This is a genomic window from Deinococcus aquiradiocola, from assembly GCF_014646915.1.
Taxonomy (GTDB): Bacteria; Deinococcota; Deinococci; order Deinococcales; family Deinococcaceae; genus Deinococcus; species Deinococcus aquiradiocola.
Genome location: NZ_BMOE01000022.1, coordinates 1 through 12991 on the forward strand (window position 1 = coordinate 1; position 12991 = coordinate 12991).

A 12991-nucleotide genomic window follows, 5' to 3' on the forward strand; every position below is an offset into this window, starting at 1 on the left:
TGGGCATGGCCGTTTTTGACGATGCGGACGGCGCCGCAATGCGGACACGTAAGCTCGTTCATGGTTCATTGAACCACTGTCGTGCCCAAGAGTCCACGACCACCAGCGTGCATCGTTTGACACCCGCTGCATACCGGGGTATACTTCCCTTATCAGCGTCCGAAAGGGCGCTTTTTTTTGTGCCTGCACGCAGCGCGCTCCGCCCGGCCGAACGGGAGCGGCACTGCACCGGCCCGGCACGCGCCGAGAGCCGTGTTGCAAGGACGGCGGGCCGCCCCCACCGGAAGCGGCCCGCCGTCACGGAACCCGGATCAGATCACGAACTCGCCCGCGCGCATCACGGCCTCGCGCGACCCGTCCTGCAGGATGCCGTCCACGTCCATGTCGGCACTCCCGATCATCCAGTCCACGTGCGTCAGCGACTCGTTGCCGCCCGCCGCCTGGAAGGCCGCCGAATCCATCTCCACGCCGCCCCGCACGTTGAACTTGTACGCCGCGCCGATTGCGATGTGACTCGCGGCGTTCTCGTCGTACAGGGTGTTGTAGAAGAACAGGCCCGAACGGCTGATCGGCGAGCTGTGCGGCACGAGCGCCACCTCGCCCAGGCGGTGCGAGCCCTCGTCCGTCGAGATGAGCTGCTCCAGCATCGCCTGCCCCTGCGTGGCGCTCGCGTTCACGATGCGGCCCTCCCGGAACTCGATGCGAATACCGTCGATGAGCGTCCCGTTGTAACTGAGGGGCTTGGTGCTGACGACCGTGCCGTCCACGCGCTCGCGGTGCGGGGCCGTCCAGACCTCCTCGGTGGGGATGTTCGCCGTGAACTCGATGCCGCCCACGCCGGGACCCGTGCCGGTCAGGGCGCTGCCGCCGCCCCAGACGTGATCGTCCGCGAGGCCCACCGTGAGGTCCGTGTCGCCGCCCCGGAAGTGCAGCGCCCGGTACTGCTTCCCGGTCAGCAGTTCACGCCGGGCGCGCAGCAGCGCGAGGTGCGCCTTCCACGCGCCGACGGGGTCCGGCTGGTCCGCGCGGGTCGCGGCGAAGATCGCGTCCCACTGCGCCGAGACCGCCTCAGCCGGGCCGAGGTCCGGGAACATCAGCTGCGCCCACGCCTGCACGGGCGCGCTGATCAGGTTCCAGTTCAGGCGGTTGGACATCTGAATCTGCGAGTACGGACGGCGGTAACTGGCGAGCGCCCGCTGGTGCGCCGTGACGCGCGCGGCGTCCAGCCCGCCCAGCAGGTTCGGGTCCGTCGCGCGGATCGCGATGACGGCCCCGCCCGCGTTCGCCACTTCCAGCTCGGCGTCCACCCGCCACTGGCTGATGGTCTCGAAGGTCCCGTCCGGCGCGTTCGCGAAGCGGCTGCGGACCACCGCGTCGTCGTCCCAGCGCACGTCCACGAAGCTCGCGCCCGCACGGTACGCGGCGTCCACCACGGCCCGCGCGAGCGGCGCGGTATCCACCGGCGCCTGCACCAGCACGCGCTGCCCGGCCGACGGACCGTCGGCCGAAAGGCCCGCCCCGACCTGCACGATCAGGTCCGCGTAATTCTGAAGTTTCTGCTCGAAGCTGAGCGGGGCCGCGCCGGACGCCCCGGCACGCCCCGCCTCGCCACCCGGTGTAGACAGGTCGGAAGTCATGCGGGCAGCATAGCGCCCCCGGACCCCCACCGCCCCGCGCCTTGACCTGCGCCCACATGCCCGCGTATACTACCCACCGCTGGTTATCGAGGCGTAGCGCAGCCTGGTAGCGTACTACCTTGGGGTGGTAGGGGTCGTGAGTTCAAATCTCGCCGCCTCGACCAGCAAAAAAAGAAGTCCCGCTCCGGCGGGGCTTTTTTTGTGCTGCCCCGTAGGTGCACGCGCGGATCTGAAGCATACTGAGGCAAGTTGGCAGACGCGCCCTCCATTCAGACGTCCCTCGTCCAGCAGCTGCGGCAGCTGGAGGCCGACATGCTGACCGAGACGGGCCCCCCGCATCCGGGCTGGGTGCGGCGGCGGCAGGAGGCGGTCATGCTGGCCCTCGACATCGGCCGTCACGGGGACGCCATGGGGTACGGGCTGCGCGCCCTGGACCTCGCGAACACCCTGCAGGACCCGGCCATGCAGGCGCGGGCGCACATGCTGATCGCGCTGATCTACTCCGACAACTACGACGCGGCGGAGGCCGAACAGCATTTCGAGCTGGCGCGCGACCTGGCCCGCCGTCACGACGACCGCGGCATGCTGGGCCGCGTCGTCACGAACCGCGCCCACCACCTCCTGCACGGGCACGACCTGCACGCCGCGTACCGGGAACTCGTGACGCACGCCGCCCTGATGAGTACGCTGGACGAGGTGCCGCTCCTGGCCGCGTACCACATCAACCTCGTGACGGCCTGCGCCTGCCTGTGCGAGGAGCACCCCGCCGACCCGCAGGTGCCGGAATGGCAGGGCTGGCTGCGGCGGTCCCTGACGTGGCTGGAAGCGCGCTCCATGGACGAACTGCCGCTCGCGGTGCAGCTCGACATCCTGGAGGTGTTCGCGCGCGTGGCCCTGCTGCAGGGCGAGCACGCCCGCGCCCTGCAGTTCGCGCGGGAACGCACGGAACTGGCGCGGCAGGCGGACAGCGCCATCCTGCTGGCGTCCGCGTACCGGCAGCTGGGCGACGTGCACGCCGCGCAGCGCGACTGGCCGGACGCCGTCGCCGCGTACGGCGAGGCGCTCGGGATCAGCGAGGCGCAGGAGCGGCACGTGACCGCCATGGAACTGCGCGAGGCGCTCGCGGCGGCCCACGCGCAGAGCGGCGATTACGAGGCCGCGTACCGCGTGCAGCGCGCGGGCGTGCAGCTCGGCCGGCTGATGGAGCAGATCCTGCGGCAGCGTGCGCAGATCGGCGCGGTGGAACGGCAGGCGCTGGAGTCGGACCTGCGCGCCCGCTTCTACCGCGAGGCGTCCGAACGGGACTTCCTGACGGGCGTCGCCAACCGCGCGCAGGCCATGCAGGTCCTCGACCGGCTGCAGCAGGGCCTGGACGCGGGCGAGGTGAAGGCGGTCGCCGTCGCGATCTTCGACCTCGACCACTTCAAGGACGTCAACGACCGCTACGGGCACGACGTGGGCGATCAGGTGCTGGTGGGCGTCGCGCAGCGCGTGCAGCACGTCACCCGCGACCAGGACCTGCTGTCCCGGCACGGCGGGGAGGAATTCCTGCTGATCCTGCAGGAGACGTCCCTGCAGGAAGCGCTGCGCATCTGCGACCGGCTGCGCCTGCACGTCGCGGACCTGCAGTTCCCGGCGTGGCCGGAGTTGCGCGTCACGGCGAGCTTCGGGGTGAGTCCCATGCAGCCCGGCCGGGGCGTGCAGTGGGCGCTGCGGCAGGCGGACGTGCAGCTGTACCGCTCGAAGCACGCGGGCCGCAACCGCGTGACAGGCCGGGACGCGCCCGCCCCGCCGGACGCCCGCTGACGCCGCGCCCGGCCGACCGTCATCCCGGACCGAGCTGAACTTCCGGAGTCCAGCCGAGCGAAGCGAGTGTCAACACGTCCGGTTTGGAGGAGGAGGAGATGGAAGCGGGCAGGCGTCCCCTCCTGCGGAGCTGTACCAGTCATGGGCGCTGTTCTGCCCAAGAAGGGATACCCTTGCTGTTCCTGGCATCCCTGGAATCGGATCGAAACCGGATCAGAGCAGCGCGATGCCGAGCACGTACCCCACCCGGATGCGTTCCTCCTCGGGGTCGTCGACGCCCTCGGCGAGCAGGTACGGGGTGCTGCCCTCGCGGTAGATCTCGCGCGGCACGAGCCGCCGCTGCCGGGTCTTGCCGGGCCGCGACTCGCCGTACCAGCCGTGGTACGTCTCCGTCTGGTACATCAGGTGCACCTGACGCCCGTCACGGATCGCCTCCTCCAGCAGGGCGCGTTTGCGGCGCGTGTCTTCCGGAAACTCGTAGTCGGGCGTGCCTGCCCGCGGCCCCGGGTGGCCCGTGGCCGCCGTGAATGCCGCGTCCGGTGCGAGTCCCAGGGCGCCGAGCTGCTCGCGCAGCGCCGCCTCCCGGCCCGCCCGGACGAGCAGCAGGCCCGGCGCGAGCAGGCCCTCCAGCAGCGGGGCGAGCGTGGGGTCCTGCAGCAGCGCCGTCGCCTGCGGGTGCTGCAGCAGCGTCACCTGCCCGAGGGCCGGGGCAGGCTGCGTGCCGCTCCAGCGTTCCAGCTGCAGGCGCATCAGGGGCGGCAGCGTGCCCTCCACCCGCGACTCCAGTTCCCGCACCGTCAGGGCCGTCATGGGGCCGGGCACGAGGTCGTACCCGCCCGGCACGGGCCGCGCGACGCGGGCCAGCAGGTCGCGCCCCAGGAAGTCCAGATCGCCGTGCCGGGTGATCAGGCCGCCCGGCGTGACGCGCAGCGCCGGACGCGGTGGCCGGTCGTACCGCAGGACGGGCGCGCCCCTGGGGACCGCGCGGTCCGGAGCGGGCAGCAGCAGCGTCTCCCCGATGGCCCGGCCGCCCGACACCGCCCGGTACGCGTCGCGCGCCGCGCCGTCCGGGAATTCCAGCAGCGTCACGCCCTGGTGAAACACCAGCCGTTCGCGCCGCGCGGCCCAGCCCTGCACGGTGCTGCGGACCCCGCCCGGCACGGGGGCCGCCGAGGCGCGTTCCAGTCTGCCCAGCAGCGCGTCCAGCGTCATGCCGCCCTCCAGCGCCGCGTACACGCTCTCGCGCGTGAGGCGGTACGTGACGGAATGCTCGTCGAAACGCACGGCCTCCGCGGCGCGCAGCAGGCCCAGCGCCGCCGCGTCCAGCTGCGCCGGGTACGCCACGACCTCGAAGTTCGGCTGCACCACCCACGCGGGTCCGCCCGGCGTGGATGGCGCGTCCGGCGCGGGCGTGACGACCGCTCCCTCGCCCTCGCCCGTCACGCTCACGAGGCCCAGCGTGCGGAGCGGCCCGGTGAGCGCCTCGGTCAGCCAGGGCCGCCACTGCAGGCCCTGCCCGCGCCACGACGGGAGGCGCAGCGTGTCGGGCGTGCTCGCCTCGAACACCTGCGCGAGCTGCGCCACCGTGAGGGGCGGCACCTCGCGCAGCACGGCCAGCAGCGCCGCCCGGAGCGGGTGCAGGTGCGCGACGAGCTGCCCGGACGGCTCCCACGTCTCCGCCAGCCCCGGGTACAATCCGCGCAGCGCGTCCGGGCTGAACGCGTGCAGGTCGGTGGCGGCCGGGGTGGGCTGCAGCGCCTCGCCCTGCACCTCGAGCAGGCCGCCCAGCTGCGTGACCTCCAGCCAGAACTCCAGGTCCGGCAGGGCCGGGGCGCGCTTCTGGAGGCGTTTCAGGGCGTTGCGGTTGTACTCGCCGGTTTTGGTGAGTGCGAGGCCGCCCTCGGCCCGCACGGCCCGCAGCGTCTCCTGCAGCTGCAGCTGCGTCCGCTGCGGCGCGGGCACGGGGGCCGGAGCAGCAGGCGACTCCTGGGCGGGCAGGGCGAGCCGTGCGGGGGGGCGCGGCGCGTCCGGCAGGGCCGCCAGCAGCCGTTCGTCCGCCGTCACGAGCGAACTGCCTGCCTCGAGGCCCCGCCCGAACCCCTCCATGAACGGGTTCGGGAGCGTGAACGGCATCAGCAGCCCGTCCGCCAGCAGCGGCCAGATCACCTCCGCACCCGCGAAGGCCGCCGGGCGGAAGTGCCGGTACAGTTCCACCGGGGCGGGCTTTCCGTCCGGGCGCAGGCCACGCACGCGCGCCGCGACCAGCAGCGCCCAGCCGTCCTGCACGCCCCCGGCCCGCTTCACCTCGCCCAGCAGGAACACCTCCAGCGGCGTCAGCGTCTTCACGAGCGCCCCGAGACGGGCGGAACTCTCCAGTGTCCGCTCGACCGCCGTGCGCGCCTTCTGGATCTGGCGCGCGTCCTCGCCCGGCGCGAACCGGGCCGCCATCCGGATGAGCTGCGGGGCCGCCATCCGCTCCAGCAGCGCGTCGAGCCGCAGACCGGGGTGCGCGGCCTGACCGGCGGACTGTCCGGGCCGCTCGCCGGTCATTCGCCTTCACCGCCCGCGCGAGTGCCCAGCAGTTTCGGGGTGTGCCCGGCCTTCAGCAGGGCCGCCTGCAGGCGCTCCACGCTGGCGGGAAGCACCAGCGCGAAGAGCGGGTCGAGGCGCGCCGCGATGTGCGGCGTGAGGCGCGGGTCCTGCATGAGCGCGTCGAGGTCGGCCGCATCCTGCACCTCCAGCAGTGCCAGCGGCCGGTGCGCCGTGAGGCGCGTCACGCCCGCCAGCGGGTCCGGCGGCGCGGCCGGGGGTTTCGGGGGGCGTCCCCGGCGTTTCGGGGTGGCCGCTTCTTCCGGCCCGGCGGGCGGGGGCGCGTCGTCCGTCCCGGCAGGTGCGGGGGCCGCGCCTCCGCGCCTGCCGGTCGTCCGGGCCTTGGGGGGCGTGTCCTGCGCGCCTTCGGTCCGGGTGGTGCGCCGCCGCTTGAGCGCCTCGATCTGCCGGAGCGCCACCTGCACCGGGTCTTCCGCCTCGCGTCTGCGGCCCGCCGGGCTCACGCCGTCACTCCGGACACCGGCAGGCCCTCACCGGCCAGCAGGCCCTCGCCGTCCACGATGCGGTACGCGTACCCCTGCTCCGCCAGGAACAGCTGCCGGTGGTGCGCGTGGTCCTCCTCGGTCGTCTCGCGCGTCACGACGCTGTAGAACGTCGCGCCGCCCCCGTCCGCCTTGGGCCGCAGCAGCCGCCCCAGCCGCTGCGCCTCCTCCTGCCGCGACCCGAACGCGCCCGACACCTGCACCAGCACCTCCGCGTCCGGCAGGTCCAGCGCGAAATTCCCGACCTTCGACATCACGATCAGGCCCACGCGCCGCTCCCGGAACGCCTGAAACAGCCGCTCCCGCTCCCGCTGCGGCGTCTTGCCCGTGATGAGCGGCGCCTCCTGATCCTGCGCGATGAGCGTCAGCTGATCCAGGTACTGCCCGATGATCAGGGTCGGCACGCCCGCGTGCTCCCGCAGCAGCGCACTCACCACCGCGCGCTTGTCCGGGTTTTCCGCCGCGATGCGGTGCTTCTCGCGGTCCGGTGCGGCCGCGTAACTCACGCGTTCCGCCTGCGGGAGCGGCAGGCGCACCTCCACGCACTCCGCCTGCGCGATGAAGCCCTCCTGCTCCAGCGTCTTCCACGGCCGGTCGTAGCGTTTCGGGCCGATGAGCGCGAACACGTCGCCCTCGCGCCCGTCCTCGCGCACCAGGGTCGCGGTGAGGCCCAGGCGGCGGCGCGCCTGCACTTCCGCCGTGATGCGGAACACCGGGGCGGGCAGCAGGTGCACCTCGTCGTACACGATCAGGCCCCACTCGGCCGCGCCGATCAGGCCCATGTGCGGGTACGCGTCCTTGTCGTCACGTTCCGTGCCGCGCCGACGGTGCGTGAGCATCTGGTACGTGCAGACCGTGACGGGCTTCAGCGGGCGGCCCGGCTCGTACTCGCCCACCTCGTCCGGCGTGAGCGTCGTGCGGGCCAGCAGTTCCCGCTCCCACTGCGCGACGCTCGTGCGGTTGGTGGTGAGCACGAGCGTCCGCTGCCCGACCAGCGTCATGGCGACCATGCCGACCACCGTCTTGCCGCTGCCGGGCGCGAGGACCACCACGCCGCTGCCGCCCTCGGCACTCCCGCCCCGGTAGAAGGCCTCCGCCGCCTGCTGCTGGTACTCGCGCACGCGCAGGGCAGAGGAAAGCGTGAACGCGTACTGCAGCCCGTCGCTGTACCCGGCCTGATCGTCGAGCGGCCAGCCCGCCTCCAGCAGCGCCGTCTTGACGACGCCCCGGTTCACGAGCGGCACCGCGAACACCGCGTCCCCCATCCGGTCCCCGAGCAGCGGGGCCACCGCCCGGTTGCGGCTCAGTTCGGTCAGGAGCGGCGCGTCCGGCGCGTCCACCACCAGCAGCAGCCCGCCGTCGTGCGCCACGAGCCGCAGCCGCCCCCAGCGGAGCGTCAGTTCGCGCAGGTCGTGCAGCACGTTCTGCGGCACCGGGAACTTCGCGTGCCGTTCCAGCGCCGCCACCATCTGCTCGGCGCTCACGCCTGCCGCCGCCGCGTTCCACAGGGACAGGGGCGTGATGCGGTACGTGTGCAGGTGCTCCGGGCTGCTCACCAGTTCCGCGAAGGCCGCCAGGTCCCGGCGCGCGTCCTCGGCACGCGGGTTGAACGCCTCCAGGAACACGGAACGGTCCGCCTGCACGATGAGCGGATTGGCGGGGTCGAAGGTCACGCGCCGAGTATAGCGGCCCACCCGACCCAGGACTTTTGCCCCGGACAGAAGTGCCCTGGACGCCGTCTTCATCGGCTCTTTACGCAGTTTCGTCTTCACGGAACCTGCACAGCAGACGGACAGTTCGTTCGACGACCGGGTTCAAGCTGTGGGCACGAAAGAGGAACGCCCGGACGGGCGCTCCAGAAGGAGAACCACCATGAACAAGAAGCTGATGACCGCCCTGACCGCCCCCGCCCTGATCGCCGCGCTGACCCTCGGCAGCCTCGCCTCCGCCTCCACCGTCACCTACGACGTCGGCGTGGACGGCAGCAGCGTCAGCAGCCCCCTGATCGTCGGCAACAGCACCCAGACGATCCGCCTGCCCCTCAGCAGCCTGGGCGGCACCCTGCCCGGCGACCTGAGCATCTCGGCCAGCAACCTGCCGGACGGCGTGACCCTCAGCCTGAACAGCGCGGCCGTGGACGGCGACAGCGTGGTCCTCTCGGTCAGCACCCAGGACAGCAACGACGCGTCCTTCTCGGCGGGCGTGGACGCCCTCGCGAACGTCAGCGTGATCGCGGGCGGCAAGACCCTCACGCTCTTCCAGGTGCCGGTGCAGACCGCCGTGATCGACACCACGCCCCGCTTCCAGAACGCCTTCTTCGACAACTGATCCCGGACTGAGCTGAACGCCAGGAGTTCAGCCGAGCGAGGGAAGACGCCGGGCCGATCCGCACTGAAGGTGCAGGTCGGCCCGGCCTTCTGAAGGTGATCTGCGTGCAGCGCCGCCACCGGGCGAGACCGGGGCGGCGCTGCGTCCGTGACGCGTGGGGCGGTCAGGGGCGCGTGCCGTCCTGTGGGGCGGTCAGGGGCGCGTGCCGTCCAGGTCCGGTGTGACGGGGGTGGCCGTGCCGTCCGGCGTCCAGCCGAACACCGCGACGTTCGGGTACCCCAGGCCGTGCAGCAGGTCGAGCTGCGGGGCGAGGGCCGCGCCGCCCGGCCCGACCCGGATGCCCGGCCAGACGTTCGCGGCGGGCGGGAACAGCAGCGGGACCGCGCGGTACAGGGCCGGGAAGGGGTAGTACAGCATCGGCATGGCGACCTCCAGGCCCGGCCAGTGCCGCCAGTCCTGCAGCGGGTCCACCCTTCCGAACACGGCGGCGCTCACGAGGCCCTGCCCGCCCGCGTCCCGGTAACTGCGGACGAGCCGCCCCGCCAGGGCCGTGACCGTGTCCCGCCGGAAGGCCTGCCACAGGTGCCGGTCCTGCATCTGTTCTCCGTTCGGGTCCCGGCCGCGCAGGGTGCCCGCGTCGATGCCGGTCTGCTCCCGGAAGGCCTGCACGGCGGCCGGGTGGTACCCGAAGTTCGCCTCGCGCGGGTAGCGGAGGTAGTCGAGGTGCAGGCCCACGTCCGGGTACGTGCGGCCGAGTTCGGCGGTGAGGGCGGCGAGCAGGTTGCCGACGTCCGGGTCGCTGGGGTCCACGAAGCCGAGGCGGCTCACGTCGAGGCTCGTGCGGCCGTCCTCGCTGAGGGTCGCGTAGCGGTCCTGCCAGAGCGGCGTGACGGGAATCCCGAACTGCCGGTCGGGCCGCCAGTACAGCGTCTCGAACCAGACGTTCAGGTGCAGGCCCTCGCGCCGCGCGACCCGGCTGGCGAGCGCGAGGGCGTCGTACTGCAGTTTCATGGGGGCGACGCTGGACGTCCAGATGGCGCGCCCGTGGTAGAAGCCCTCCAGCAGCACGTCCGTGAAGCCCGCCTGCCGCGCGGCGACCAGGGTGCGTTCCAGTTCCTGCGGCTGCTCGGGCGGGCGCAGCCACACGGCGGTCCGGTGCGCCTGCGCGTGCGCGCCCGTGACGGACCCGAGTGCCAGGGCGGCCAGCAGGGCACGCAGGAGCGCAGACGGGGTACGGGGTGGGGGCGTGAAGGCCATGCCGTGACTGTAGCGGGCAGGCACGGTGCGGGGCGTGCGCGTTGTCTCAAGGGCCGCTTCAGGTCCGGTCAGCGCGCCGTCAGGCACGGTCTGGTATACTCTTCTGGCCTGGGGGTGACCCGGTTTCGACAGGTTCATCTGAAGGTGATACGGCGTGTCGAGGTGCCGATGGCCTCGTAAAAAATCGGCAAACCCTTTAACTGGCAACGTTAAGTTCCAGCCTACCTACGCCCTCGCTGCTTAAGTGAGGCCAGTCCCGGAAAGCCCCGCCTTCGGCGTTCCGACGACTGCATAAATGAAGGCTAGCCCCGGCGACCCCCGTTGACCGGACGCGAAACCCAAAGCGGGGTAAGGTTCGGGATGCCTGCCCGTGGGCCCGCCCGTTCCCGACAACCAGAGTGCGGGATACACACGTAGATGTACACCGGACGGGGACTTGGACGAGAGTTCGATTCTCTCCACCTCCACCAGCCGCAGCCTCCCCGGACACCCGGGGAGGCTGTTTTCTGACGTGCGGCGGTGACGCCCGGGCCTGCGCCCGCTATACTTCGGACCTGCCAGTCCCGGCCGGAATGGTGGAATCGGTAGACACAAGCGACTTAAAATCGCTCGCTGCGAAGCGTACGGGTTCAAGTCCCGTTTCCGGCACCACCTGCGCCCCGCCCCCTGTGGTCGGGGCGTTTCGCTTGCGTGGCCCGCACGAACGGTCCCCGCCGCTCACGGGGAGGGCGGGGACGGACAGGGGGCAGGGGGACGCGGGCAGCGGAGCGCGGCGGGGGGGAGGAGCTGTGCGTCCGAGTGTGCCGCCCGTGCCTGACGCGCTCCTGAAGTGAGGCGCGGGCGGCCCGCACGCCGCGTCCGTCAGTCGAAGTCCTTGCGGAGGGTGGCCATGCGTCCGGGGATGACGTACAGGTACTCGATCAGGTTCTCGAGGAGTTCCACCATGCGCTCGGCCGTCTGGGCGTCCGTGTCGCGGTCGAGGTCGAAGTGCGCGTTGAGGCTGCCTCCCTCGCGCATCGTCTGCCCGAGTTCCAGGATGGGTCTGCCGAGGTCGCGGGACTGCGGCAGATCGCGTATCAGCTTGCTGAGGCTGCGGTCGCGGATGCCTTCGGGGTTGGGGTAGGCGTGCCGGATGATGCCTTCCAGCGTCTTGCGGGCCAGCGTGGCGACGGCGCTCGGGATGCCGCCGTTGAGGGTGGAGAGGGTGTCCACGTACGCCTTCTGGATGCGTTCGGGCGCCATCTCGTAGTCCTTCATGGGCTGACGCGCGTCGGCGTAGGACGGGTGGACGTACAGGCGCGTGAAGCGCGGGCCGTCCAGGTCGAAGCCCAGGTAGCGGAGGACGGCGTGGCAGGTGGGGTTCGGGCAGCGGACCACGGCGAGCCAGGTGTCTTCCTCGTGGTAGTGGCCGCCGGACACGTCGATGGAGAGGTCCTTGTTGCACACGCCGCAGGTGCTGTTGAGCCGCAGGGGCCGGGCGGGGGTGCTGTCGTCGTTCCAGGCAACGATGGAGTGGAGCGGGACGCTGCGCATGGCTCAGGGTAGCAGGGTGCCGCTGTGGTGGGCGCGCATGTTCTGGACGTGACCGCCCTCCGGACGGGGGCATGGGAAGCGCCACCCCGGGGTGATGGGGTGGCGCGGGGTGGTGCACTCGACTGGAATCGAACCAGTGGCCTAAGGCTTAGGAGTCCCTCGCTCTATCCAACTGAGCTACGAGTGCGCTGGGTGGGGCGGGCCTGCCGGGTGGGCGGGTGGCCGGTCCGGGCAGGGAGGAGTATAGCGCCTGGGTGCGCGGCGGGAAACGTGACGCCCGCTCATTTAGTTATATACATAATGGTGCTATACTTTTACCATGAACATCGTCCCCCAGAGTATCCGCGTCGGCACCCACACGCTGCCCGCCCAGGGCGGACTCCTGCACGCCCAGCGCGCCCTCGACCTCCTCGGCGAACCCGCCCCGCACGACTGGCCCACCTACGCCCGCACCCACGACCTGCACGCCCCGCCCCGCGACTTCGGCGCCGGACCCGAACCCACCCTCAGCCTCCCCGAATTCGTCCGGCTCGGCTTCCAGCTCGACACCCCCCAGGCCCGCCGCTGGCAGCGCAGCGCCCAGCGCCTCCTGAGCCGCGTCCTCGCCGGAGACGTCCGCCTGAGCGCCGAGATCGCCGAAGCCAACCCCGACCCGAACGCCGCCCGCTGGCTCCACGCCCGCCTCGAAAACCAGCAGGCCCGCAAGACCCTCATGAGCACCGTCGCCCGCGCCGGCGGCACCAGCGAGGTGTACGGCCAGCTGGGCAGCATCAGCAACGCCTCCGTCCTCGGCAAGGACAGCGCCACCCTCCGCCAGGAACGCGGCGTGAAAAGCACCCGCGACGGCCTGAACACCGACGAACTCCTGCGCCTCAGCTACCTGGAGAGCGCCACCGCCCGCGCCATCGAGGACCACGGTGTGCGCGGCAACGCCGCCATCCTCCGCCTGCACCGCCACCTCGCCGCCCGCGAACGCCAGACCTGGCAGACCCCCACCCCCCCACAGGCCGGCTGACCCGCCCGCCCCGGCGGGTCGGCTGCCCTGCCCGCCCCCTCCGGCTGTCCGAGGTGAACGGAGGGGCGGCACAATCCGTAATACACTGACAGGCGAGTGTTTTCACTCGCTCTTTTTCATTTATCCAGGCGCGTTCCGCCACCGGCGACGGCCCAGCGGCCCGAACCCGGCACGGAACGCCCCGTGTCCACACCCAAGATGCACGCTGGCCCGGCACCGACCGAACCGCCCCCCCCTCACAGGGCCACCCGACGTCACCCTGGCCAGAATGTGTCTGTTCCTGCTCCCGCCGCCACGCACGACCCCCCAGACGTGCCGACGAC

Annotated in this window: 9 protein-coding genes, 3 tRNA genes and 1 other RNA gene; 6 read left to right on the plus strand and 7 right to left on the minus strand. The window is 71.9% G+C overall.

Features of this window, described 5'->3' with window-relative positions; genetic code table 11:
- Positions 1 to 311: 311 nt before the first annotated feature.
- Positions 312 to 1637 carry an aminopeptidase gene (locus IEY33_RS18065; RefSeq protein WP_188964696.1) on the minus strand — a complete coding sequence of 442 codons (1326 nt, stop codon included), beginning with the start codon at positions 1635 to 1637 and terminating at the stop codon, positions 312 to 314.
- An 87-nt stretch (positions 1638 to 1724) separates the two neighbouring features.
- On the opposite strand from IEY33_RS18065, the gene IEY33_RS18070 reads away from it, so the two are divergent.
- Together IEY33_RS18070 and IEY33_RS18075 are read left to right on the plus strand one after the other, a co-directional pair.
- Positions 1725 to 1801: transfer RNA gene (locus tag IEY33_RS18070), tRNA-Pro, on the plus strand.
- An 85-nt stretch (positions 1802 to 1886) separates the two neighbouring features.
- Positions 1887 to 3443 carry a GGDEF domain-containing protein gene (locus tag IEY33_RS18075; RefSeq protein WP_188964697.1) on the plus strand — a complete coding sequence of 519 codons (1557 nt, stop codon included), beginning with the start codon at positions 1887 to 1889 and terminating at the stop codon, positions 3441 to 3443.
- Positions 3444 to 3656: 213 nt separating this feature from the next.
- Here IEY33_RS18075 and IEY33_RS18080 read toward each other — a convergent pair whose 3' ends face one another.
- The 3 genes from IEY33_RS18080 to IEY33_RS18090 are packed head-to-tail and all read right to left on the minus strand — an operon-like array spanning position 3657 to position 8208.
- The gene (locus tag IEY33_RS18080) at positions 3657 to 5993 is read right to left on the minus strand and encodes a helicase-associated domain-containing protein (RefSeq protein WP_188964698.1); all 2337 of its coding nucleotides are present in this window, start codon (positions 5991 to 5993) and stop codon (positions 3657 to 3659) included.
- Complete coding sequence (locus tag IEY33_RS18085) at positions 5990 to 6496, minus strand: hypothetical protein (RefSeq protein WP_188964699.1); 507 nt, start codon at positions 6494 to 6496, stop codon at positions 5990 to 5992. The genes IEY33_RS18080 and IEY33_RS18085 overlap by 4 nt, the downstream gene beginning before the upstream one ends.
- Positions 6493 to 8208: a DNA repair helicase XPB gene (locus tag IEY33_RS18090; protein ID WP_229671149.1), complete on the minus strand. Its 1716-nt coding sequence runs from the start codon at positions 8206 to 8208 to the stop codon at positions 6493 to 6495. The genes IEY33_RS18085 and IEY33_RS18090 overlap by 4 nt, the downstream gene beginning before the upstream one ends.
- Before the next feature lie 199 nt (positions 8209 to 8407).
- Here IEY33_RS18090 and IEY33_RS18095 point away from each other — a divergent pair, with 199 nt between their 5' ends.
- Positions 8408 to 8863 (plus strand): hypothetical protein, encoded by a 456-nt coding sequence (locus IEY33_RS18095; protein ID WP_188964700.1) that lies wholly within the window; start codon positions 8408 to 8410, stop codon positions 8861 to 8863.
- A 192-nt stretch (positions 8864 to 9055) separates the two neighbouring features.
- On the opposite strand, the gene IEY33_RS18100 is transcribed toward IEY33_RS18095, so the two are convergent.
- Positions 9056 to 10258, minus strand: a complete 1203-nt coding sequence (locus IEY33_RS18100) for a family 10 glycosylhydrolase (RefSeq protein WP_229671150.1) — start codon at positions 10256 to 10258, stop codon at positions 9056 to 9058.
- Here IEY33_RS18100 and ssrA point away from each other — a divergent pair.
- Both ssrA and IEY33_RS18110 read left to right on the plus strand, forming a co-directional pair.
- Positions 10231 to 10590, plus strand: a transfer-messenger RNA (tmRNA) gene (gene ssrA, locus IEY33_RS18105). The genes IEY33_RS18100 and ssrA overlap by 28 nt on opposite strands.
- Positions 10591 to 10686: 96 nt before the next feature.
- Positions 10687 to 10771, plus strand: a tRNA-Leu gene (locus IEY33_RS18110).
- Between the two features lie 210 nt (positions 10772 to 10981).
- Here IEY33_RS18110 and IEY33_RS18115 read toward each other — a convergent pair.
- Both IEY33_RS18115 and IEY33_RS18120 read right to left on the minus strand, forming a co-directional pair.
- A complete protein-coding gene (locus tag IEY33_RS18115; RefSeq protein WP_188964701.1) occupies positions 10982 to 11653 on the minus strand; it encodes a DUF4145 domain-containing protein in 672 nt (223 codons plus the stop codon).
- A gap of 110 nt (positions 11654 to 11763) precedes the next feature.
- Positions 11764 to 11840, minus strand: a tRNA-Arg gene (locus IEY33_RS18120).
- A 132-nt stretch (positions 11841 to 11972) separates the two neighbouring features.
- Between IEY33_RS18120 and ddrC the strand changes: the two genes are divergently transcribed.
- The gene (gene ddrC / locus IEY33_RS18125) at positions 11973 to 12668 is read left to right on the plus strand and encodes a DNA damage response protein DdrC (RefSeq protein WP_188964702.1); all 696 of its coding nucleotides are present in this window, start codon (positions 11973 to 11975) and stop codon (positions 12666 to 12668) included.
- The last annotated feature ends 323 nt before the right edge of the window (positions 12669 to 12991 follow it).